The sequence below is a fragment of the Salinivibrio sp. VYel1 genome (assembly GCF_009377945.1).
Lineage (GTDB): Bacteria > Pseudomonadota > Gammaproteobacteria > Enterobacterales > Vibrionaceae > Salinivibrio > Salinivibrio siamensis.
Map to the genome: position 1 here is coordinate 144,380 of NZ_RSAM01000009.1, position 21,751 is coordinate 166,130.

Sequence of the window (21,751 nt, forward strand, 5' to 3'; positions counted from 1 at the left end):
TGCAACATTTGTCATGTTGGAAGTGAAACAGCTTTGCTGTGTTCGTGATGACCGAGTGTTGTTTGATGCGCTGACATTCTCTCTGGCTCCTGGTGATCTCGTACAAGTAGAAGGCCCAAATGGAGCAGGCAAAACCACATTATTGCGTATCATCGCTGGCCTTGGGTTGGCGGACAGTGGCGAGGTCTGTTGGCAGCAGCAGGCGATCACCCAACAACGCGATGCCTTTTATCGCGATCTTCTTTTTTTAGGTCACACCACAGGGGTCAAGCGCGAACTCACCGCGTTTGAAAATCTGGCCTATTACATGCGGATGCATGGACGGTGTGATCATGATGCAATTTGGCAAGCACTTGCCAAGGTCGGTTTGGCGGGGCGTGAGGATATCCCCGCGGGACAGCTGTCTGCGGGACAAAACCGGCGCGTTGCCCTCGCACGGCTTTGGTTAAGTGACCGGAGATTGTGGATTCTCGATGAGCCGCTGACGGCGATTGATAAACAAGGGGTGAAAGTGCTTGAAGCTGTGTTTGAGCGGCATGTGCAACAAGGCGGAATGGTGCTATTTACCACTCACCAGGACATGTTTGTGGGTCACCCGCTATTGCGTCGTATTCGTTTGGGGGCGCAATGATCAAAGCGATGTGGTTGATTATTCGCCGAGAGTTAAAAGTCGCTTTTCGTCAGCCGGCTGATAGTCTAAACCCTTTGTGGTTTTTTATTATTGTGATCACCTTATTCCCGCTCGGTGTTGGGCCTGGCCCTCAGTTACTGCAGACCATCGCCCCCGGCATTATCTGGGTCGCGGCATTACTGTCTGCACTGCTGTCACTTGAGCGTTTGTTCCGTGATGACTACCTTGATGGGTCGCTTGAGCAAATGATGCTGATGCCCGTCCCCTTGCCGCTGTTAGTGATTGCTAAAGTCATTGCCCACTGGTTATTGACCGGCTTGCCCTTGTTATTAGTCAGCCCAGTGTTGGCATTATTGCTATCGCTAGATGGGGTCCAGTATCAAGCGGTGGTGATGACCCTATTGTTGGGCACGCCCACATTGAGTTTTGTTGGTGCGATCGGGGTTGCCTTAACAGTGGGTCTTCGCAAGGGAGGTGTTCTTTTGAGCTTGCTGATCCTCCCGCTTTATATTCCTGTACTGATTTTTGCCACCTCAGCAATTGATATGGCGGGATTTGGTGCAGACATCAATGGACAGCTGGCGATCCTTGGTGCCATGTTGGCCGGGTCCGTCACCCTGGCCCCCTTTGCTATCGCCGCCGCGTTGCGTGTGAGCGTGAACTAATTATTAATCAGGAAGTAGAGCAATTGTCATGTGGAAGTGGCTTCACCCTTACGCAAAGCCGGAAGTGAGCTACCGGCTGTGTGGAAAACTTCTCCCTTGGTTTGCTGTGTTGGCAGGCTTGAGCTTGGTTGTGGGCATGGTTTGGGGCTTAGCCTTCGCGCCAGCAGACTACCAACAAGGCGATAGTTTTCGCATTATCTATATTCATGTCCCTGCCGCTATTTGGTCGATGGGGGCCTATATGTCGATGGCCATCGCGGCGTTTATTGGTCGTGTTTGGCAGTTAAAAATGGCGGATTGGGCGGTGGGTGCTATTGCACCAGTGGGGGCCGTGTTCACCTTTATCGCCTTAGTCACTGGGGCCATTTGGGGCAAGCCCATGTGGGGCGCGTGGTGGGTGTGGGATGCACGCCTCACTTCTGAGTTAATTCTATTGTTCCTCTACATTGGTGTCATGGCTTTGTATAACGCGTTTGACGATGCGCGCACGGCCTCGCAAGCGGCGGGGATCTTGGCGATGGTGGGGGTGATTAACCTGCCTATTATCCACTTTTCGGTTGAATGGTGGAACACGCTGCATCAAGGCGCCACGATCACTAAGTTTGCCCGCCCCTCGATCGACCCTGGGATGCTTTGGCCGTTACTTGTTTGTTTATTAGGCTTTGCCTGCTTTTTTGTCGCCTTGACCTTGATGGGACTGCGTAATCAAATTTTATTAAGAGAGTCTCACCGGCCTTGGGTTCGTGCACTGGCGGAGGGGAAATAATGCATTTTGAGAGTTTTAGTGCGTTTTTAGCGATGGGAGGCTATGCCGCTTATGTCTGGAGCGCATTTGGTATCACGGCGGCTGCGATGCTGGCACTCATCCTTGGTTATCGACGGACACATAAAAAACGCCTGCAAGCGGTCAAACAGCAAATCGCCCGTGAGCAGCGAATAAAAGATGCACAAGCACTGGAGAACACATTATGACGCCCCGACGTAAAAAACGGTTGTGGATCACGTTAGCGTTGCTAATTGGTGTTTCGACCACTATCGGTTTGGTTTTGTATGCCTTGAACCAAAACATGGATCTGTTCTACACACCGACTGAAATCGTGCAAGGCAAGCCGGATGGAAGCAAGCCCGAGGTGGGCCAGCGCTTAAGAATTGGCGGCATGGTGGTGGAAGGTTCAGTGAAGCGCGATCAGGAATCGTTGCAAATTCAGTTTGATGTTGCCGATGTGGGTCCCGCCGTCACCGTGACGTATGAAGGAATTTTGCCGGACCTTTTTCGGGAGGGGCAAGGTATTGTCGCCCAAGGCGTGCTGGTTAACTCACGCACTGTGAAAGCGAGTGAGGTGTTGGCTAAGCATGATGAAGAGTATATGCCGCCTGAGATAGCCGAGGCGATGGAAAAGAATCATCAGCCGCTTGAATACACAGAGGAGCAAAAACAAGGTAGTCAGTTATGATTGTTGAGCTCGGGCATTATGCGTTAATCCTGTCGTTGGGACTGGCGCTGTTATTGAGTTTCTATCCGCTGTATGGCGCCAATCAAGGCCATGAAGGGATGATGAAAATGGCGCGTCCTCTCTCTTTGGGGATGTTTGCCATGTTGCTGTTTTCTTTTATCGCGTTGAGTTGGGCATTTTATACCAACGACTTTACGGTGGCCTATGTCGCGAGCAACTCCAACAGTGCCTTGCCTTGGTACTATCGCTTAACCGCAGTTTGGGGGGCGCACGAGGGATCACTGTTACTTTGGGTGCTGATTCAGGCGCTTTGGACCGTGGCGGTGGCGGTATTTAGCCGCGGCATGCCGTTGTCTTCGGTCGCACGGGTATTGGCCGTGATGGGAATGATTTCGGTCGGTTTCTTGTTGTTTATTATTCTTACCTCGAACCCGTTTGACCGCACCTTGCCTTATTTCCCCGTCGACGGGCGTGACCTCAACCCATTGTTGCAAGATCCGGGGCTCATTGTGCATCCTCCTATTTTGTACATGGGGTATGTAGGTTTTTCGGTCGCCTTTGCGTTTGCTATTGGTTCACTGCTTGCGGGACGTTTGGACACCGCGTGGGCGCGCTGGTCGCGTCCTTGGACCACCGCCGCATGGTTATTTTTAACCTTAGGCATTGCGCTCGGCTCTTGGTGGGCTTATTACGAGCTTGGCTGGGGCGGCTGGTGGTTTTGGGATCCAGTCGAAAATGCCTCATTCATGCCTTGGCTGGCGGGTACCGCTTTGATGCACTCATTGGCGGTGACAGAGAAACGGGGCACCTTTAAAGCGTGGACCGTGTTACTCGCCATTTCTGCGTTCTCACTCAGCTTGTTAGGGACATTCTTGGTGCGCTCTGGGGTGTTGGTATCGGTGCATTCGTTCGCCTCCGATCCGGCGCGTGGCTTGTTTATTCTTGGCTTTCTTGTGGTGGTGATTGGCGGTTCATTGCTGCTTTATGCGATGCGCGCCTCTGAGATCAAAGGGCGCACTAAGGTGTCGTTCATTTCACGAGAAAATGCCTTGCTGGTTAACAATACTTTGTTAATGACAGCGCTTGTCATCGTCCTCATTGGCACCTTATTGCCGCTTGTGCACAAGCAGTTGGGCCTTGGCTCGGTGTCGATTGGCGAGCCCTTCTTTAACTTCCTGTTTGCGTGGCTGATGCTACCGTTTGCCTTTTTCCTCGGCATTGGACCTTTGATTCGCTGGAAGCGTGACAAGCTGTCAACCTTAGCCAAACCGATGCTCGTGAGTGGTATTGCGGCTGTTGTTCTAGGTGTCGGTGCCATCGCAACCTTAGCGGACAGTTTCAAAGCGATGGCGGCAATGGGCGTAACCATGGCGCTGTGGATCACCTTCCTGCATGGCTATGAGCTTCACTTGCGTGCTACCCATCGTCATGCCTTTACAGTAGGGATTAAAAAACTGGGGCGCAGCCATTGGGCCATGGTGCTGGGTCATATTGGCCTTGCGATCACCATTATTGGGGTGGCAATGGTTGAGAATTATGACATTGAGCGTGATGTCAAAATGGCGCCGGGCAGCAGCGTCACTTTGCAAGGTTATACCTTTAAGTTTACCGACTTATCAGACAAGCAAGGGCCTAACTACCAGGGTTACGTGGCCTCGTTTGATGTATACCGTGGTGACACCTTTATCAACCATTTGGATGCCGAAAAGCGGTTCTATTCAGTGCAGCGCTCGATGATGACTGAAGCGACCATCGATCGTGGCTTTACGCGTGACCTATACATCGCTATGGGTGAAGAGTTGCCTGATGGCTCATGGGCAATGCGACTTTACTACAAACCCTTTGTGCGTTGGATTTGGTTTGGTGCCATTGTCATGGCGCTGGGTGGTGCGTTAGCGATCAGCGATAAGCGCTACCGGTTTCGTCGCAAGCGGGTACCCAAGCAGGAGGCCAGCGTATGAAGAAGGTACTTTGGTTTTTGCCATTATTGGCGTTTGCGGCACTGGCGGGCTTTTTTGTCGCTCAGCTCGACAACAACGCCAAAGGGGATGATCCGACTAAGCTGGAGTCAGTCTTGGTCGGTAAACCCGTGCCCGCTTTTCATCTCGAGGATCTACAAACGCCGAGCAAGGAGTATGACCAGGCCATTTTCACAGGCGAACCATTGCTGCTTAACGTGTGGGCAACCTGGTGTCCGACCTGTTATGCCGAACACCAGTTTTTGAACAAACTGGCGGCGCAAGGGGTAAAAATTATCGGTCTCAATTACAAAGATGATCGTGAAAAAGCAATCAAATGGTTGAACAACCTCGGTAATCCTTACCAGATTAGTCTGTATGATGGCGATGGGATGTTAGGGCTTGATTTGGGTGTGTACGGTGCGCCGGAAACGTTTTTGATTGATGCTAACGGCGTGATTCAGTACCGGCACGTGGGTGATGTGAACGCTCGTAATTGGCAGGAGACCCTCAAGCCGAAGTTCGACGCATTGAAGGAGGTTGACGGATGAAGCGACTGATCCTACTCAGCGTGCTGTGGCTGAGCGCGACCTTGGCGTTAGCGAATGCGATTGACGTGTACCAATTCGACTCGGCCGAGCAAGAGGCTCGGTTTCGTGCCCTCACCAGTGAGTTACGCTGCCCCAAGTGTCAAAATAACAGCATTGCCGATTCTAACGCCGAGCTTGCGCAGGATTTACGCCAAAAAGTGCACCAAATGTTACAGCAAGGTCGGACGGATGAAGAGATTCGCAGCTTTATGATCGCGCGTTACGGCAACTTTGTGACTTACAACCCGCCCGTCACCGCATCAACTGTAGTTCTATGGCTGGCGCCTGCGCTGGTGCTGATGTCTGGCGTGGGGGTGATGATAGTGCGCAGCCGACGTGCCAAGCAGACCATCAATCACGCGTTGAGCGATGAGGAGCAGCAACGGCTCGATGCGCTGTTGTCATCGACAGAAGAGGACGATGATTCACCTGCAGGCACCTCAGCAACGAACATGGATACCCCCGCGGAGCAACCGGCGTCATCTGAGCATGCGTCAACCCAGCAAAATAAGGAGCCAAAATGATTGAGTTTTGGGGCGCGACCTTGGTGTTTTTTGTCCTTGGCGCAGTGATGTTTTTGTGGCCCCTTTGGCAAAAAAGTGAGCACGATCATCAGGGGAGCCGTGATGCACTCAATAAAGCCTTTTACTTTGATCGTGTGGAAGAAATTGAAGCGGAAAGTGCAGAAGGCTTAATCGATAATGCACGCGATCTGAGGCAGGATCTGCAGCAATCATTGCTGGACGATATCCCAGAAAAGGAGAAAGCCAAACAAGCGCGTCATTTGCGCCTGACGCCGATGCAGTGGGTGCCAGGTTTAGTCGTACTGGCGGTGGTCAGCTTCGGCTTGTATGGCATTGAGGGCAGTGCCAACCAAGTAGCGCAGTGGCAACAAACTGCCCAACAGTTACCGTCATTGTCCAAGCGTCTACTGGACAATGAACAGCCGCTGACGCAACAAGAGATGCAAGACTTAACCTTGGCGCTGCGCACACGCTTGCAGCATGAGCCGACCGATAGTACAGGGTGGCTGTTGCTGGGTCGTATTGGCCTTGCTAATCGAGACGGTGAAACGGCCAAAGGCGCTATGGAAAAAGCCTATGCTTTGGCGCCTTCACAACCTGATGTTCAAGTCGGGTTGGCGCAAGCCTTGTTGTTTGCCGGTGATGAGGCAGACAGTGTGCGGGCACAGAATTTATTAAAATCCGTGGTGAAAGCGGATCCCTTTAATCTGCAGGCGATGTCGTTGCTCGCGTATCAAGCGTTCGAGCAAGGGCGATATCAAGATGCCATTGCCACGTGGAAGGCGATGAAAACCTTGATAGGCAGTGACGATCCGCGTAACCAGACGTTAGATCAGTCGATCGCACGCGCGAAGCTAGCGCTTAACAGCGCCGATGGTGCGAAAGTCGCGGTAACAGTGGCACTGGGTCAGCAAGTGCAGTTACCCCAGGACGGCGTGGTGATTATTTCCGCGCATGCATCGGCAAACTCACCGATGCCAATCGCGGCCAAGCGCCTGCCTTTATCGAAGTTTCCCTTGTCTGTAGATTTGGCAGACACTGACAGCTTAAATCCTAATCAGGCGTTATCCTCGTATGATAAGGTGGTGATTCGGGCGCGGATTGACCAAGACGGCAATGTGGCCACCAAGCAAGGTGATTGGATTGGGCAGAGTTCTGAGGTAAGCGTGGGCAGCCAGGCTGAACTGGTTATCGACAAACAGCAATAACCAAGACAGAATAGTCATCATTGTTAGCAAGGCTGGGCATTCCCAGCCTTTCATTGTGTAGAGGAATCCCATTTGATGTGGAAACGTCTGTGTTTGATGGTGGCGGTACTCGGCCTGTTATCCGGTTGTGTATCACGTCCGCCAGGGGCAGAGCCGCACCCAGAAGACCCGTTAGAAGGCTTTAACCGTGCGATGTGGACGGTCAACTACGATTATCTGGATCCCTATGTGGCGCGTCCTGTTTCAATCGCTTATGTTGATTACGTGCCAAGCCCCGTGCGTACCGGGATTTCTAACTTTTTGGGCAACCTCGAAGAGCCCGCCAGCATGTTGAATAGTTTGATCATGCTGGAAGGCGAGAAAGCCGCGACCCATTTTAACCGCTTTTGGATCAACACCTTGTTTGGGTTAGGGGGCTTGATTGATATCGCGTCAGCGGCTGATATTCAAAAATATGATCAGCGCGAATTTGGTGATGCCATCGGTCACTATGATGTGGGAACGGGCGCGTATATTATGCTGCCTGGCTATGGGCCTACCTCAGTGCGAGAAGGCGCGGGCGAAGTCGTTGATGGCCTTTATCCGCCGCTTGCGTTACTCACCCTGCCGCAGTCGGTTTTAAAATGGATGTTTGATGGGATGGAGTCGCGCGCAGCGTTAGTGTCTCAGGAGTCGCAATTGGATAACTCGCCGGACCCTTATGCGTTTGCACGAGAGGCTTACCTGCAAAACCGTCGCTATCGCGCCAAAGGGGATGAAGCGCTTGAGCAACAACCTGCCTTGGATGATGAGTTTCTCGATGATTTTATCGATGATATCGATGCCGCGCCGTAGATCAGCGTAAGCGAGTTAGGTAAAACGCGATAAAAAACACCACGGCCAAAGCCGTGGTGTTTTTGTTGGATAAGGCGTGATGCTTAGAAACGATAGCTGGCTTGCACGCCAACTAACCACACATTACCTGTGGTTTCGCCTTCAAATTTACCAAATAGAGCCTCTGCATTTTTCTCTGATTCAGAGTTGATGCCATCACGCGGCTCTTTCACCGGGGCATCTTTGGCAAACACATAGGTAAAGGCCGCATCTAGCGTGAGCTTAGGGGTCACGTCATAGCCGGCGCCCACGCTTAACCAGGTCCGGTCAGTTTCTGGGATGGTCAGGGTGCGATTTTTATCGCTTACCGCCGACGTGTCATAGGCAACGCCTGAGCGGAGCGTCAGCTGCTGATCCCACTGATAGGTGGTGCCGATGGCAAAGCGGTAGTTATCTTCCCAATTTTCTACTTTTACCATTTGTGGGTCATTAGACAGCGATGGAATATCTGCTTCTAACTTGTCAAAACTGTTCCACTCGGTCCAGTTAATACTGGTGTGTACCGCCCACTGCTCAGTCAGTTGATGCAACGAAGAGAGCTCGGCGGTAGCGGGCAGGGTGAGATCCATACTGCCGGGATAGTGGTTGCCACTCAAAAGGTCTTTTGGTGCGAGTTGACCTTTATCAATTTCTATCTTGTTGTAAGTGACCCCTTCAGCATGTCCATCCAGCGTTAGGTTTACTTCGGAGCGATAGCTAATACCAACGCGGTGCTTGTCATTGATGTCGTACACGGCCCCCAATTGCCAACCCCAAGCACGGTCATCCCCTTCCATATATTTTAAAGTCGATCCTGCCGGAATGGACTTGTTAGCGGCCATCGTATTCGCTTGCGCGCCAATACTCCCTTCTCCCAACACATAACGGATACCGGCACCGAGGCGTAATTGCTCGGTGGCTTTCCAAGCGATATTAGGGTTGATCTCAAAGGTAGTCACCGCCGCTTCGTTACCAAACTGGGTCCCAGTAAAGTCATTGCCCAAATCGGTTTCCATGCCAAAGTTGGTCGCCAGAGCTAAGCCCGCGGTAAAGCGATCGTCGATTTGATGGGCAAAATAGAAATTAGGGATCACGGCATCATGGGCAACATCATCGGTTGACGTTGCAGTCTTTTTATCATTCGAGATGTTTGTGTTTGTCCCATCAATATCAACGTTAGGGTTCACATAGATACCCCCTGCTGATACTTGCGTGTCGGCAAGGTAGCTTAATAGCGCAGGGTTACGAAATTGCGCACTGGCGTTATCCGCCATTGCTGCTTCCCCTGCGAAAGCGCGGCCAAGGCCGGTTGCTGAGGTTTCTGCGAGCTGAAAACCGGCACTGTGTGCGGTCGTGGAAAGAGAGCCGAGCGCGGTGGCGACGGCAAGATAAACGATCTTATTATTTTTCATCTGCTTACTTGTTCGCTGTATAAAGGGAGGCCTAGAGTAAAAGCTCGCGTGCGTAAATCAATTTATCGCTACGATAAAGGGTAAAAACAAAATAATGAAACAACAAAAAACGAGTTTTTAGTGTTTTTATCTGCTGTGTTGGCGGGGATTTAAGCGACGAAGGATGAACTCAGCGCACACCTGTTACACATTAGGAGGCGAAAAGTCGTTGGCGCGGAAGGAAAAATCACAGCATGCGCCCTCTCTGCCTGCCGAGAGGGCGCACAATACGCGGTTAGATCGCTCTGGGGGTGAGTTGCTGTTGCAGTTGCTCGGCAATGGGGGCGGCGGCGCTTTTCGCCTCGCCGACCACAATCACGCTCGCTGAATGCACGGGGCGGCTGACGGCTTGCATTTTTCCGTCACTTTTTTGTGCGGGCGCCTGACTGGCAGACGGGACCACAAACACCGTATAGGCTTGTCCATCACTCTCCATCACCATGTGTAGGGCATGTTGCTCACCAAAACTACAATGGTTGATGTAAGTCACCTCGCCGGGGAGCGCATTAAACGCTTTGCCAAAGGGTTGTAACTTCGCGTTGACTTGCTCAATGGTCGCCCCCTCGTTAATACCTTCTATAAAGGCATGTTCGTGATAATAGTGCGCCAATGCCGTTTGATTAAGGTCGAGCGTCGCGTGCCCCCAATTAAACTGACCAAGTGCAATACCAAACACAAAGGCAATAGAGGCGGCAATAGCGAGATGCCAGCGCGGACGTTTGGCTCGTTGCTCAACGTCGGTGGTTTGCGAAAACAAAATTTTATCGGCTAAGTCTTCTGGCACATCCACGCGAAGCGCTTGGTCGATTTTACTGTCCAACTCGGCGATATCGTCCGCATAGTTTTGGTGACGTTCAGACTCGGCCTTGGCGGCTTGCAACTCAGGATCAGTATCATAAGGGTCTGCAAGTAGGCGGCGGCGAAATTCAAGATCGTCCATACTGTTGGCCTCCTGAGGTGGCGGTGGTGTCCAGCGCTTCTTTGAGTTGAGCGCGAGCGCGAAAGAGGCGAGTCATCACTGTGTTTTTGTTCAAATCCAAGATTTGGGCGATTTCGTCGCCGCTAAAACCGGCAATAACCTGTAAGACCAAGGGCTCGCGATATTCCGGTGATAAAGCGGCAATCTGCCGGTGTAGCCAGCGTTGTTCCATGGACGCTTCTTCGCTGGGTCGCGTTTTGTCTTCCAATTCGCCATCGTCAATGTCCACATGGTCAAACTGCTTCCGTTCGAAGCGCCTCGCATTCTCTCGGCGCAAAATGGTGATTAGCCAGGCTTTGGCTGCCTTGTCATCTTGCAAGCTGTCTAACGAGCGCCAAGCGCGTAAGCAGGTTTCTTGCACCAAGTCTTCCGCGATATGCGAGTCTTTTGCTAACCAGTAGGCATAGCGGTAGAGGTCACGATGCCATGCGCGCACCAATGCCTCGTATCGTGCTTGTCGGGTCATACCGGATGAGCCTTTATCCATGGATTAGTCAGCCTATAAAGACCGAGTGATTTGTCATTTTATTTCATCTTAGGTGAAAAATCGGTACAAGTTTGATCTGTTTCAATATTAGAACCCGACAAGTCGGTAAAGTGACTCCTGTCGTTATCGGCCATGTGTCGACACTCGTGAGGTTGAGTGAACGGCGTTTCCTTTTTGAATGATATGACTTTCTGTTCGGATCTGGGTGCGGGAAAAGCACTGCACACTTCCCAGATTATCGTTTTGCTTTCCAATATTTTTGGGGCCTGCGTTCGCGCAAGGCCCCTTTTTTTATTTTTCTTTTTGCTTTTTCGTTTGTTTACCATGAACCATTGTGGTGACACGGGTAGCGGATCTGTGCGCCTGTTGGCAATCTTACCAATCAATTAAAACGGATGTTTTAAGCTGGTAACAATTTGGTTACACTCGTGGTCAGACCTGTAGAACATCCTAAGGAGCAGTGATGACGTCTCAGCAACACCTCAAAACCAGCAATGGTGATCGCATTGCTATTGTGTCTGGGCTACGCACACCCTTTGCCCGCCAATCAACCGCTTATACTGACGTGCCAGCGGTTGATCTCGGCAAAATGGTGGTACAAGAGATGCTCAACCGAAGCAGTATTTCCCCGAAAGACATTGATCAAGTGGTGTTTGGTCAGGTGGTGCAAATGCCTGAAGCGCCAAACATTGCTCGCGAAATCGTGCTAGGTACTGGCATGGATATTCACACCGATGCCTACAGTGTTACGCGTGCCTGTGCCACCAGCTTTCAGGCGGTCGCCAATGTGGCAGAGAGTATGGTTGCAGGCACTATTCAAGTGGGTATTGCCGGCGGGGCGGATTCATCATCCGTACTGCCCATCGGCGTTAGTAAAAAACTGGCGCGGACATTACTAGACTTGAGCAAGGCGAAAACCATGAGCAAGCGATTAAAGCTGCTCAGTAAGCTTTCAGTGAAAGATCTGGCACCGGTTCCGCCCGCCGTGGCTGAATATTCGACGGGGCTGAGCATGGGGCAAACGGCCGAGCAAATGGCAAAGTCGCATCAGATCCCACGCAAAGAGCAAGATGCGCTAGCGCTGCGCTCCCATCAACTGGCGAGCAAAGCTTGGGATGAAGGCTTGCTCAGCGATGAAGTGATGACGGCCTATCCCGAACCTTACAAAACATGGATTGCACAAGATAATAACCTGCGCCCCGACTCCACGCTGGAGGACTACGCTAAGTTGCGTCCTGCATTCGACCGTAAGCATGGCTCGGTCACGGCGGCCAATAGCACGCCGCTGACTGATGGTGCGGCTGCGGTATTGATGATGCCAGAGAGTCGCGCGAAAGCATTGGGTCTTGAGGTGCTCGGTTACATTCGCTCGTATGCGTTCTCCGCCATCGGGGTGGAAAAAGACATGCTGATGGGCCCTTCTTACGCCACACCACTTGCGCTTGATCGTGCGGGGATTTCTCTTGCGGACTTAACCTTGATTGATATGCACGAGGCGTTCGCTGCGCAAACCTTATCCAATGTTAAAATGTTTGCCTCCGACGCCTTTGCTCGTGAGCATTTAAATCGTGACCGCGCGATTGGTGACATCGATATGGATAAATTCAACGTGTTAGGGGGGTCAATCGCCTACGGCCATCCATTTGCCGCGACAGGCGCGCGGATGATCACCCAAACCTTACGTGAATTAAAACGTCGTGGCGGCGGATTAGCATTGAACACAGCCTGTGCAGCAGGTGGCCTAGGCGCAGCAATGATCTTGGAGGCAGAATAATGACCACAGAAACCCATCAAGCCTTTCATTTAACGGTTGCTGATAACCAAATAGCCTGGCTGACCATTGATGTGCCGGGCGAGAGCATGAATACGCTGCAGGCAAGCTTTGTTGAGGGCGTTTCCGCGGTATTAGACCAACTCGAAAACGATAAAAGCGTGAAAGGGCTAGTGATTCACTCTGGTAAGCCAGATAACTTTGTGGCCGGTGCAGACGTGCGCATGCTAGAAGCCTGTGACAGCGCCGAGCAAGCCCGCGATATTGCCGCGCAAGGTCAGGCTCTGTTTTCACGCATTGAAAAGCTTCCATTTCACGTGGTGGCAGCCATTCACGGCCCTTGCCTAGGTGGTGGGCTGGAGCTCGCGCTTGCCTGTCACAGCCGTGTGGCCACAGATTGGGATAAAACGCGCCTTGGCTTGCCAGAAGTACAACTAGGCTTGTTGCCAGGGTCGGGCGGTACACAGCGACTCCCTCGCCTTATCGGTGTGCCTGACGCACTCGATATGATGCTAACGGGCAAACAGTTACGCGCCAAAAAAGCGAAAAAGCTTGGTGTGGTGGATGACTGTGTGCCAGATACCGTTTTGCTCGACGTGGCCGAACAGCTGGCGCAGAAATCGAAACCAAAACGCAACCGCAGCTGGCAAAGCTGGATGCTGAGTGGGAATGCGGTTGGGCGTAACATCGTCTTTGATCAAGCAGGCAAAAAAGCGCGAGCGAAAACCCGTGGTAATTACCCTGCCGCCGATGCCATTTTATCCGTGGTGAAAAAGGGCCTCGATAAAGGTTTGAAAGCCGGCTTTGAGGAAGAAGCGCGCCAGTTTGGTGAGCTGGTGATGACGTCGGAGTCTAAAGCACTTCGTAGCATTTTCTTCGCGACCACCGCGATGAAAAAAGAAAACGGTGCCGATGCTGAGCCCAGCGATATCAGTCGTATTGGCGTGCTTGGCGGTGGCTTGATGGGCGCGGGAATTGCGCATGTTTCGGTCGCAAAAGCGGGTTATCCCGTACGCGTGAAAGATGTGAGCGAAGATGGTATTTTGAATGCTCTGCGGTATAGCTATCAACTGCTGGACAAAAAACGCAAGCGTAAACAGCTCAGTAAGGCCGAGCTGCAAGCGACGATGATGCAGCTATCGGGCGATACACAGGCGACGACCCTCTCTAACTCGGATGTGGTGATCGAAGCGGTATTTGAAGATTTATCGCTTAAACACCGCATGGTGGAAGAGATGGAGTCCATCACCGAGAAGGACGCGATTTTTGCTACCAATACCTCGTCATTGCCTATCCACCAAATCGCTGAAGGCAGCCAGCGCCCGGAAAACATTGTGGGCTTGCACTACTTTAGCCCGGTAGAAAAAATGCCACTGGTGGAGGTGATCCCCCATAAAAACACCAGTGATAAGACGATTTCGACTGTAGTTAAGCTGGCGCGCCAGCAAGGTAAAACGCCGATTGTGGTCGGTGATAGCGCAGGCTTTTACGTCAACCGGATCCTTGCCCCTTATATGAATGAGGCCGCGCGCGTGTTGTTGGCTGGAGAAAGCATTGAGCATATCGACACCGCGCTATTGGACTTTGGCTTCCCTGTTGGGCCTATCACCTTACTTGATGAGGTGGGCATTGATATTGGCGCTAAGATAGCGCCTATCCTGACGCAAGAGCTTGGGGAGCGTTTTGAAGCGCCGGATGTTTTCGATGTGCTGCTGAATGACGACCGCAAAGGGCGTAAAACAGGTAAGGGCTTCTATCGCTACGATGCCAGCAAAAAAGGCAGCAAGGCTAAGCAGGCCGATAAGAAAGTCTACAGCTTGCTCAATATTACCCTTAACGCCCAGTTGTCTGGTCATGAGGTGGCGCAGCGCTGCGTATTGATGATGCTCAATGAAGCGGCACGATGCCTCGATGAGGGCGTGATTCGTTCTGCACGTGACGGTGACATCGGTGCGATCTTTGGTATCGGCTTCCCGCCGTTCTTGGGCGGACCTTTCCGCTATATGGACCATATCGGCATTGACCGTGTGGTCAACTTGCTCAACGAGCATCAAAATCGTTACGGTGAACGATTTGCTCCTTGTGAGCGCTTAACCGTGATGGCCAAAGAAGGGCAGGTGTTTTACCCCGAAAGCTAACCGTTAGCCAGCCAATGATAGAAAGGGCAGCCAGTGGCTGCCCTTTCTATTGATTGGGAGATTAGTCCTCACTACGCTGACATAAAGCGCGGAAGGCAGCGATATCCGCAATCGGATAGGCACCGTCTAGGTGTGCATCTTGTTGATGTTCTGTCCCGCAACTGTGCATGACTAACCTATCTGCGGTTCTCGGCTTGAGTGTATTGACCACAAACCGCACCATATCCGCGCGACTGAGTGTCGCCATCGCCTCTGCAACCTGCTCGCGACGTTGGTATTGATAGTCTTTGTTGCCAATACTGATCCAGTAACGTTGAGCGCGAGCTCGTAGGTTATTATCCGGCTCTCTCACTTGTGCCAATAAGCTTTGCTTGCTGCTTTGCCAGCTTGCCTCCGTCATTTCTAACAGCACCATGAAAAAAGCATTGAGAAAGTCGTCAATCGCTGCCATTAACTGGTTGGGGCCTGCCATGGGGGACTGCACATAAAAAATCAGTCCAGGGTGGCGGTTTAGCGGTAAGTTATTAGCACCAACCATATAACCTAATTGTTGTTTGGTGCGCAGTTCGTTGAAAAAAGTCGCCGACATCAGGTGGTTGGCCAAGGTGTAGGTCGCCACAGCTTGAGGGTCGGTCGATGAACTTTGGTAATACACTAGAAGCGCTGACTCAGCATGCGCAAGAGGGCGCTCAAAACTGACGGTACCGACGCCCTCAAGTAAGGTCAACGGACGCACAGACTCTTGATACGCTTGTCCTTTCACGCGCAAACTGTCTTTGACAGTTTCTGCTAAGGCCTTGGCATGATGGCGGTGCCAATTACCATACATAAACATATCGACATGCAAGGTGGCGAGCATGGCATCGACAAAGTCAGGTAAGTCACTCAGGGTCACCGTTTCCAATGCCGCTAAAAGGGCGTGATACGGTGGATTATTAGGCTGAAGCAGCCCGGTCATGCTGTTATATAATTGGCTCAGCGGCTTGTTCTTTTCTGCGTTTTCCCAGCTACGTTGCAGCTGCGCTTTTATGGTCTCGAAGCGCTCAGGGTTGAAACTGCGCTGAGAGAAGGTTTTCAAGATAAGTTCGAGCAATAGCGGCTGCTTGTCATTGAAGCCACTGAGTGTCAGCGTTACCCCACCTTGGTGCGCGTATAAATTGTAATTTATTCCCGCAATTTCAGCCTGATAGGCTTGCTCATTTAGGGCTTCGAGCAACATTTCAACACTTAAGCGGGTCATGACAATGTTTTTCACCGTCGCCACGGCATGTGGGCTATCGATGGCGATATAGATGTGGCCTTTAGGCACGCGAAAGTGGGGTTCTTGGCCATGCCAAAGGCGGAAACCAGGTAGCGCTTCAATTAAGCTTGGTACCTCGCTGGCATCTTGCTCGATAGCCAGTGGATGCAGGGCATCGGCAATATAAGGGTTGGGGTCAGGCAGTGTCAGTGCCGGTGAAATGTAATCGGTTTTCCATTTGGCAATTTGTTGCGTAGAAAAGCGTTTCACCGCGTAGGGCGTGTGATACCAATCGGCGCACTGATCGTAACTTAGCCCTTTGGCAACCAGCATCACGCGAAGATTATCGACGCTCATATGTTGTAGCATGGCTTGAATCTGGTGGCGATCAAACCCTGTCATCATGTAGTCGCCATACAGAAGATCGGCTGGCGCATAATGCTGCATGTTCATCACCAAATGACTGACGGTATCAATGGGTCGGTGCGGGTCTTGGTAATGAAATGCCAGCTCTTGGACTTGTCGTTTTTCTTGATAACGCCAAGGTTGTAATCCATCGCGCCGAATGAGGGCAATGGCTTGAAAAACATAGGCAATAATGTCGTCGAGATGGCTAAGCCCTAATGGCGTCAACGAAAAACCGAGGGTAAATTCACGAAAATCTCGCCCGCTGATCCCACCACCCGCAGACAAGGTGTTGATATAGCCCTTATTTTTTAATAGTGACATTAAACTCCCTGGCCCCTCATACCCCAATAAATGGGCAATGTAAGACAAAGGCTTAGTGCGGTATTGCTCGGGACTTTCAGGGACAGAAAACGCCAAGGTGAGCTTACGAACGTCTTTTAAAGGTTCAATGCTCACCCATTGATGCTGCTCATTTTTGGTGACTAAGGGCGCATTGATGGCAAGTTCGGGGTAGTGATGGTTGGCAATGGCGGAAAAATATTGTTTCGCGAAGCGCTCAAGCTCATCCAATGACTGTGGCCCGGTCAATGCCAGTGTCATAAGATTGGCGCTGTAGTTAGCTTGGTAAAAGGCGATGAGATCATCACGTACATTGGAGTCATCGCGGTCCGCGAGCGTCTCGACACTGCCAACGGAGAACTTGGCAAATGGATGGTTGGGGTTGATGGTTTCTTTATGAACTTGATAGATACGTCGCACGTCGTCATTGAGCTTCATGCGATACTCGGCGTCGACCGATTGGCGCTCTTTATCCACGGCATCAGCATCAAAACGCGGTGAAATGAAAAATGCGCTGAAGCGATCTAAGCTCGCGGCGAACTGGCGGGGGCGAATATCGAAAAAGAAGGTAGTGTGTTCTGTGCCTGTCCACGCGTTATTGTGGCCACCATGCTGGCTAATAAAGCGCTGAAAGTCACCGATGACGGGGTACTGCTCAGTCCCCAAAAAAAGCATATGCTCAAGAAAGTGGGCCAGCCCTTGTCGCTCGTCTGGATCGTGGAAGTGACCGACATTCACTGACAATGCTGCGGCACTACGATGCGCATATGGGTCATTCACCAATAAGACACGTAATGCGTTAGGAAGCGTGATATAACGGTAGTGTTTATGGTCGTTAGGGCTAACGTGCACAAGCATCTCACTATCAGAGTAAATAAGTTAGTAGTAAGTATGACTACCAGTGACCAGAGTCGCAAACCACTTATTTGGTCTTTTGCGGTTCATCTTGATAGCATGCAGCCAATCTTGGCATATGAATGTGGGTATTAAGGCGATGAAAGTAATCATAATGCGTCATGGCGAAGCGCAAGCATTTGCGGCCAGTGATAGCGACCGCGCGCTAACTGCCAATGGTGAACAACAAAGTAAACAGATGGCGACGTGGCTGAACCAGCAATTAGATGGAAAAGTGATTGATAAAGTGTTGGTGAGCCCTTACTTACGTGCGCAACAGACATGGCAGGTATGTGCGCCTTTATTACCCGATGCAAAAGAGGTGATCACGGAAGAAGAGATCACCCCTTATGGGCAAAGTGATCGTGTCTATGATTATGTCAATGCAATGATAGAGGTTGAGACGCTCGACGTGGTCTTGGTTGTCTCTCATCTGCCCTTAGTCGGATACCTCACTAACGAGTGGGTGCAAGAGGGGCAACCGCCAATGTTTGCGACCTCAGCCATGGCCATGATAGAAGTGGACGTCACGACCCACCAGGCGTCGCTGAGTGCGCATATGTCACCACGACAGCTTTTGAATCCGAAATAGATAAAGCGGCTTGATGCTGACCTGTTTCTTTAGCGACAGGTTGCTTTAGCGCTCAGGCACTTCAATCAACACCAGCAAGGCGGCATCCCCACCAAACTCACGTGGGGCTTGGTGAAACGCCATCACATTGGGGTGTTGTGCTAGCCACAGTGGAATTTTGTCTTTGAGTACGCGTTTACCAATCCCGTGCATTACGCTGGCGCAACGAATACCGTCTTTCACACAGGCCGCGAGCATCGCCCCCAGCTCTCGTTTGGCTTCTGTTTGGGTCATCCCGTGTAAATCGAGATAGATATCGGGCACATACACACCACGGCGAAGCCGCTTGACCTCGTATTTAGAGACATCCTGGCGGGCGTACTGCATCGGGCCCGATTCACTGAGCAGCGGCTCGAACTCATCGGAAAAGTAAAACGCATGATCGCTACTCTGTCGCTCAAACTGACGTTGTTTGCGCGTTTTGGTCGTCTGGCGTTGTGGCGGGTTTATGGTATCCTGCTTCAACTTTTTTGCGCCCTTGACGGCATCACGGAATAGCGCCAAGTCCTCTTCCGTCATCGATGGTTTTTTGCTCATAAAAACTGTCCCCGAGGTGATGACCTGAATTGTACATTCAGCCAGCTCAAAATGCTGCTTATTGTACTGACCTCGCGTCAAAGGGCGACCCCCAATTGCATGAAGCCGATGGAGGCCAATGTGGATACGATTTTTACTGAAGAGGTGGTCAGCGAGTTACATACGCTGCAAGACATGCTGCGCTGGACCGTCAGTCGTTTCAATGCGGCAGGCTTGTTTTATGGCCACGGCACCGATAACGCGTGGGATGAGGCGGTACAGCTGGTCTTACCGACACTCTACTTGCCGATCGATGTGCCCTCAGAAACGCGCTTTTCGCGTCTGACCACCAGTGAAAAGCATCGTATTGTTGAGCGTGTCATTGCACGTATCAATGATAAAACACCGGTTGCCTATCTGACCAACAAAGCGTATTTCTGTGGCTTAGAGTTTTTTGTCGACGAGCGCGTGCTCGTTCCACGTTCACCGATTGGTGAGCTTATCCAGCAAGAATTCGCTGGCATCTTGCCTCACCCGCCTCGCCGGATTATGGATTTATGCACGGGCAGTGGTTGTATCGCTATCGCGTGTGCTTATGCGTTCCCAGAGGCAGAGATCGATGCGGTGGATATTTCCACCGACGCGCTGGATGTGGCTGAAATCAATATTCAGGATCATGGCTTGGAAGAGCAAGTGATCCCGATGCGATCGGATTTACTAAAAGATGTCCCGCACGATAAATACGACTTAATTGTGAGCAACCCACCGTATGTTGACGCGGAGGATATGGACGACTTACCGGATGAGTTTCGCCATGAACCTGAGCTGGGGCTTGCCGCCGGCACGGATGGCTTAAAGTTAGTACGGCGTATGCTTGCTAATGCCCCCGATTATCTCACAGAAGAGGGCGTATTGGTCTGTGAAGTCGGCAACTCGATCGTGCATATGCAAGAGCAGTATGGTCATTTGCCTTTGCACTGGATTGAGTTTGAAAACGGCGGTCATGGCGTGTTTATGATCAGCCGCCATGACCTCGTTGCGTGTGCCGATGAATTTGCGCTTTATCGCGATTAGCGGCAAGGCATCTTTTCGATATAAAGCCAGCCTCGAGCTGGCTTTTTTATTCTCTATCACTGACAAGCGTTGCCTCATGCGCCTGGATTTTTTTTGCGTCTTTGGTTGCTTTATGGTTAATTGCTAACAAAGTACGCAAAAATACAACAATGCCGATCAGGCAAATAGAGGAAGGCATGGCAGGCAACACGATAGGACAGATATTTCGCGTCACGACCTTTGGAGAAAGCCACGGCGTTGCGTTGGGGGCGATTATTGACGGCTGCCCGCCGGGGTTAGCACTGAGCGAAGCGGATATGCAGCATGATCTCGATCGCCGTCGTCCCGGCACGTCGAAATACACCACACAGCGCCGTGAGCCGGATGCGGTGAAAATCCTTTCTGGGGTCTTTGAGGGCCAAACCACGGGGACATCGATCGGGTTGATGATCGAAAACACCGATCAGCGCTCGAAAGACTACTCCAAAATCAAAGATGTGTTTCGTCCCGGTCATGCGGACTTTACCTACCATCATAAATACGGCATCCGCGACTACCGCGGCGGTGGTCGCTCGTCAGCGCGTGAAACGGCGATGCGCGTGGCTGCAGGCGCGGTGGCTAAAAAATACCTCGCGCAAGTACATGGCATTCAAGTGCGTGCTTACTTGGCGCAGATGGGAGAGGTGACCATAGACACGGTCGATTGGGCTCAAGTCGAGCAAAACCCCTTCTTCTGCCCGGACGCAAATAAGCTCGAGGAGTTAGATGCACTTATCCGTCAGCTCAAAAAAGACGGCGACTCAATTGGTGCCAAACTGACCGTGGTGGCGGAGAATCTGCCGGTAGGCCTAGGTGAGCCGGTATTTGATCGCTTAGATGCAGATATTGCCCATGCGCTAATGGGGATCAATGCGGTAAAAGGGGTCGAAATTGGTGATGGTTTTGATGTGGTGCAGCAGCGTGGCAGTGAACATCGCGATGAAATTCACCCTGAAGGGTTTGCCTCAAACCATGCTGGTGGCATTCTCGGTGGGATCTCTTCAGGCCAGCCATTGGTGGCACATTTAGCGCTCAAACCCACCTCGAGCATTACCGTGCCGGGCAAGAGTATTGATGTTCACGGTGAATCCGCGGATGTGGTGACGCGTGGTCGTCATGACCCGTGTGTGGGTATCCGTGCGGTGCCGATTGCTGAAGCGATGGTGGCGATTGTGTTGATGGACCACTTGCTGCGTCATCGTGGACAAATGGGCGAAAACCCCAGCACTTAACAGCGCGTTCTTCTCACGCGACAGACAAAAACCGCACTACGTTGTGCGGTTTTTTTATCAGTGTAGAGAGGAAGGGGCTTCAAAGCGGAAAACCGGTAACGACCAGCTAAAGCGAACAGCCGCCATTCGGAATCCAAAACCAATCACTAAACTGGCGACGGTCGCAATCAGTTCACCGACATCAAGTCGAATCAAACTAAAGTAGAGCGCACCGGTGACAAAGGCGACCAAGGCATACAGCTCTTTGTGCAATACCATAGGCGATTGACGACAGATCAAGTCGCGCAATAGCCCACCAAAAATACCGGTAATCAAGGATGAAACCATGCAAATTAACGGGTGTAACCCCATATCCATCGCCACACGGCAACCGATAATACTAAAAGCGGCAAGGCCCAGTGCATCTAGGGTAACAAAGAGTTTATAATTGCGAGCAACCCAACTGGCAATCCATGGCGTGATCAAGCCGGCGAGGCAGGTGATCACGAGAAAGTGTGGGTTAGCGACCCAGGTTAGAGGGTAGTGGCCAAAAAGAATATCGCGGACTGTCCCGCCTCCGATAGCGGTGGCACTAGCGACAAACATCACCCCAAACCAGTCCATGTGTTTTCGCCCGGCACTGAGCGCGCCTGTCATGGCTTCCGCGGTAATGCCTATGACATAAAGCGTCAATAACAACATACAACCCGAC

General features: G+C 51.6%; 21 protein-coding genes. 15 read left to right on the forward strand and 6 right to left on the reverse strand.

Annotation, left to right across the window (positions count from 1 at the left end; all coding sequences use genetic code 11):
* Positions 1–13 precede the first annotated feature (13 nt).
* From ccmA to EHW58_RS10435, 10 genes are all read left to right on the forward strand, one after another.
* Positions 14–631, forward strand: a complete 618-nt coding sequence (ccmA, locus tag EHW58_RS10390; protein ID WP_152796274.1) for a cytochrome c biogenesis heme-transporting ATPase CcmA — start codon at positions 14–16, stop codon at positions 629–631.
* Positions 628–1,296, forward strand: a complete 669-nt coding sequence (gene ccmB, locus EHW58_RS10395) for a heme exporter protein CcmB (protein ID WP_077578019.1) — start codon at positions 628–630, stop codon at positions 1,294–1,296. Before ccmA ends, ccmB begins: the two co-directional genes overlap by 4 nt.
* Positions 1,297–1,324: 28 nt before the next feature.
* The gene (locus EHW58_RS10400) at positions 1,325–2,062 is read left to right on the forward strand and encodes a heme ABC transporter permease (RefSeq protein ID WP_046074920.1); all 738 of its coding nucleotides are present in this window, start codon (positions 1,325–1,327) and stop codon (positions 2,060–2,062) included.
* Positions 2,062–2,268 carry a heme exporter protein CcmD gene (gene ccmD / locus EHW58_RS10405; protein ID WP_077638738.1) on the forward strand — a complete coding sequence of 69 codons (207 nt, stop codon included), beginning with the start codon at positions 2,062–2,064 and terminating at the stop codon, positions 2,266–2,268. The genes EHW58_RS10400 and ccmD overlap by 1 nt, the downstream gene beginning before the upstream one ends.
* Complete coding sequence (gene ccmE / locus EHW58_RS10410; protein ID WP_046074918.1) at positions 2,265–2,750, forward strand: cytochrome c maturation protein CcmE; 486 nt, start codon at positions 2,265–2,267, stop codon at positions 2,748–2,750. The genes ccmD and ccmE overlap by 4 nt, the downstream gene beginning before the upstream one ends.
* On the forward strand, positions 2,747–4,711 hold the full coding sequence (locus EHW58_RS10415; RefSeq protein WP_152796276.1) for a heme lyase CcmF/NrfE family subunit: 1,965 nt from the start codon (positions 2,747–2,749) through the stop codon (positions 4,709–4,711). The genes ccmE and EHW58_RS10415 overlap by 4 nt, the downstream gene beginning before the upstream one ends.
* Positions 4,708–5,259 (forward strand): DsbE family thiol:disulfide interchange protein, encoded by a 552-nt coding sequence (locus EHW58_RS10420; protein WP_152796277.1) that lies wholly within the window; start codon positions 4,708–4,710, stop codon positions 5,257–5,259. Before EHW58_RS10415 ends, EHW58_RS10420 begins: the two co-directional genes overlap by 4 nt.
* Positions 5,256–5,822: a cytochrome c-type biogenesis protein gene (locus EHW58_RS10425; protein ID WP_152796279.1), complete on the forward strand. Its 567-nt coding sequence runs from the start codon at positions 5,256–5,258 to the stop codon at positions 5,820–5,822. The genes EHW58_RS10420 and EHW58_RS10425 overlap by 4 nt, the downstream gene beginning before the upstream one ends.
* Complete coding sequence (ccmI, locus tag EHW58_RS10430) at positions 5,819–7,030, forward strand: c-type cytochrome biogenesis protein CcmI (protein ID WP_077578023.1); 1,212 nt, start codon at positions 5,819–5,821, stop codon at positions 7,028–7,030. Before EHW58_RS10425 ends, ccmI begins: the two co-directional genes overlap by 4 nt.
* A gap of 75 nt (positions 7,031–7,105) precedes the next feature.
* Complete coding sequence (locus EHW58_RS10435; RefSeq protein WP_152796281.1) at positions 7,106–7,864, forward strand: VacJ family lipoprotein; 759 nt, start codon at positions 7,106–7,108, stop codon at positions 7,862–7,864.
* Positions 7,865–7,947: 83 nt separating this feature from the next.
* Here EHW58_RS10435 and EHW58_RS10440 read toward each other — a convergent pair whose 3' ends face one another.
* The 3 genes from EHW58_RS10440 to EHW58_RS10450 form a co-directional block, all read right to left on the reverse strand.
* Positions 7,948–9,294 carry an outer membrane protein transport protein gene (locus EHW58_RS10440; RefSeq protein ID WP_152796283.1) on the reverse strand — a complete coding sequence of 449 codons (1,347 nt, stop codon included), beginning with the start codon at positions 9,292–9,294 and terminating at the stop codon, positions 7,948–7,950.
* Positions 9,295–9,568: 274 nt separating this feature from the next.
* Positions 9,569–10,273 carry a DUF3379 family protein gene (locus tag EHW58_RS10445; protein ID WP_077771491.1) on the reverse strand — a complete coding sequence of 235 codons (705 nt, stop codon included), beginning with the start codon at positions 10,271–10,273 and terminating at the stop codon, positions 9,569–9,571.
* On the reverse strand, positions 10,260–10,799 hold the full coding sequence (locus EHW58_RS10450; RefSeq protein ID WP_152796285.1) for a sigma-70 family RNA polymerase sigma factor: 540 nt from the start codon (positions 10,797–10,799) through the stop codon (positions 10,260–10,262). Before EHW58_RS10450 ends, EHW58_RS10445 begins: the two co-directional genes overlap by 14 nt.
* Positions 10,800–11,262: 463 nt before the next feature.
* Between EHW58_RS10450 and fadI the strand changes: the two genes are divergently transcribed.
* Both fadI and fadJ read left to right on the forward strand, forming a co-directional pair.
* Positions 11,263–12,573: an acetyl-CoA C-acyltransferase FadI gene (gene fadI / locus EHW58_RS10455; protein ID WP_077578027.1), complete on the forward strand. Its 1,311-nt coding sequence runs from the start codon at positions 11,263–11,265 to the stop codon at positions 12,571–12,573.
* The gene (gene fadJ, locus EHW58_RS10460; protein WP_077665883.1) at positions 12,573–14,708 is read left to right on the forward strand and encodes a fatty acid oxidation complex subunit alpha FadJ; all 2,136 of its coding nucleotides are present in this window, start codon (positions 12,573–12,575) and stop codon (positions 14,706–14,708) included. The genes fadI and fadJ overlap by 1 nt, the downstream gene beginning before the upstream one ends.
* A 61-nt stretch (positions 14,709–14,769) precedes the next feature.
* Here fadJ and EHW58_RS10465 read toward each other — a convergent pair whose 3' ends face one another.
* Entirely contained in the window at positions 14,770–17,547 is a 2,778-nt protein-coding gene (locus tag EHW58_RS10465) for an insulinase family protein (protein WP_172970034.1), read from the reverse strand.
* Positions 17,548–17,689: 142 nt separating this feature from the next.
* Between EHW58_RS10465 and sixA the strand changes: the two genes are divergently transcribed.
* Positions 17,690–18,181, forward strand: a complete 492-nt coding sequence (gene sixA, locus EHW58_RS10470; protein ID WP_077578029.1) for a phosphohistidine phosphatase SixA — start codon at positions 17,690–17,692, stop codon at positions 18,179–18,181.
* A gap of 45 nt (positions 18,182–18,226) precedes the next feature.
* On the opposite strand, the gene smrB is transcribed toward sixA, so the two are convergent.
* On the reverse strand, positions 18,227–18,757 hold the full coding sequence (smrB, locus tag EHW58_RS10475) for an endonuclease SmrB (protein WP_046074905.1): 531 nt from the start codon (positions 18,755–18,757) through the stop codon (positions 18,227–18,229).
* Between the two features lie 120 nt (positions 18,758–18,877).
* Between smrB and prmB the strand changes: the two genes are divergently transcribed.
* Both prmB and aroC read left to right on the forward strand, forming a co-directional pair.
* Complete coding sequence (gene prmB, locus EHW58_RS10480) at positions 18,878–19,810, forward strand: 50S ribosomal protein L3 N(5)-glutamine methyltransferase (protein WP_077606560.1); 933 nt, start codon at positions 18,878–18,880, stop codon at positions 19,808–19,810.
* A gap of 176 nt (positions 19,811–19,986) precedes the next feature.
* Complete coding sequence (aroC, locus tag EHW58_RS10485; protein ID WP_046074904.1) at positions 19,987–21,060, forward strand: chorismate synthase; 1,074 nt, start codon at positions 19,987–19,989, stop codon at positions 21,058–21,060.
* Between the two features lie 57 nt (positions 21,061–21,117).
* Here the strand turns inward: aroC and EHW58_RS10490 are convergent, their stop codons facing one another.
* Positions 21,118–21,741 carry a trimeric intracellular cation channel family protein gene (locus EHW58_RS10490; RefSeq protein ID WP_046074903.1) on the reverse strand — a complete coding sequence of 208 codons (624 nt, stop codon included), beginning with the start codon at positions 21,739–21,741 and terminating at the stop codon, positions 21,118–21,120.
* Positions 21,742–21,751 lie beyond the last annotated feature (10 nt).

Bases quoted from the DNA above. Each gene is read 5' to 3' on its own strand.
- EHW58_RS10400 (WP_046074920.1), top strand. From the start codon at position 1,325: ATGTGGAAGTGGCTTCACCCTTACGCAAAGCCGGAAGTGAGCTACCGG.
- fadI (WP_077578027.1), top strand. From the start codon at position 11,263: ATGACGTCTCAGCAACACCTCAAAACCAGCAATGGTGATCGCATTGCT.
- fadJ (WP_077665883.1), top strand. From the start codon at position 12,573: ATGACCACAGAAACCCATCAAGCCTTTCATTTAACGGTTGCTGATAAC.
- ccmA (WP_152796274.1), top strand. From the start codon at position 14: ATGTTGGAAGTGAAACAGCTTTGCTGTGTTCGTGATGACCGAGTGTTG.
- ccmI (WP_077578023.1), top strand. From the start codon at position 5,819: ATGATTGAGTTTTGGGGCGCGACCTTGGTGTTTTTTGTCCTTGGCGCA.
- ccmE (WP_046074918.1), top strand. From the start codon at position 2,265: ATGACGCCCCGACGTAAAAAACGGTTGTGGATCACGTTAGCGTTGCTA.
- EHW58_RS10450 (WP_152796285.1), bottom strand. From the start codon at position 10,799: ATGGATAAAGGCTCATCCGGTATGACCCGACAAGCACGATACGAGGCA.
- EHW58_RS10445 (WP_077771491.1), bottom strand. From the start codon at position 10,273: ATGGACGATCTTGAATTTCGCCGCCGCCTACTTGCAGACCCTTATGAT.
- EHW58_RS10420 (WP_152796277.1), top strand. From the start codon at position 4,708: ATGAAGAAGGTACTTTGGTTTTTGCCATTATTGGCGTTTGCGGCACTG.
- EHW58_RS10490 (WP_046074903.1), bottom strand. From the start codon at position 21,741: ATGTTGTTATTGACGCTTTATGTCATAGGCATTACCGCGGAAGCCATG.
- ccmD (WP_077638738.1), top strand. From the start codon at position 2,062: ATGCATTTTGAGAGTTTTAGTGCGTTTTTAGCGATGGGAGGCTATGCC.
- smrB (WP_046074905.1), bottom strand. From the start codon at position 18,757: ATGAGCAAAAAACCATCGATGACGGAAGAGGACTTGGCGCTATTCCGT.
- aroC (WP_046074904.1), top strand. From the start codon at position 19,987: ATGGCAGGCAACACGATAGGACAGATATTTCGCGTCACGACCTTTGGA.
- EHW58_RS10440 (WP_152796283.1), bottom strand. From the start codon at position 9,294: ATGAAAAATAATAAGATCGTTTATCTTGCCGTCGCCACCGCGCTCGGC.
- EHW58_RS10415 (WP_152796276.1), top strand. From the start codon at position 2,747: ATGATTGTTGAGCTCGGGCATTATGCGTTAATCCTGTCGTTGGGACTG.
- EHW58_RS10425 (WP_152796279.1), top strand. From the start codon at position 5,256: ATGAAGCGACTGATCCTACTCAGCGTGCTGTGGCTGAGCGCGACCTTG.
- ccmB (WP_077578019.1), top strand. From the start codon at position 628: ATGATCAAAGCGATGTGGTTGATTATTCGCCGAGAGTTAAAAGTCGCT.
- EHW58_RS10435 (WP_152796281.1), top strand. From the start codon at position 7,106: ATGTGGAAACGTCTGTGTTTGATGGTGGCGGTACTCGGCCTGTTATCC.
- sixA (WP_077578029.1), top strand. From the start codon at position 17,690: ATGAAAGTAATCATAATGCGTCATGGCGAAGCGCAAGCATTTGCGGCC.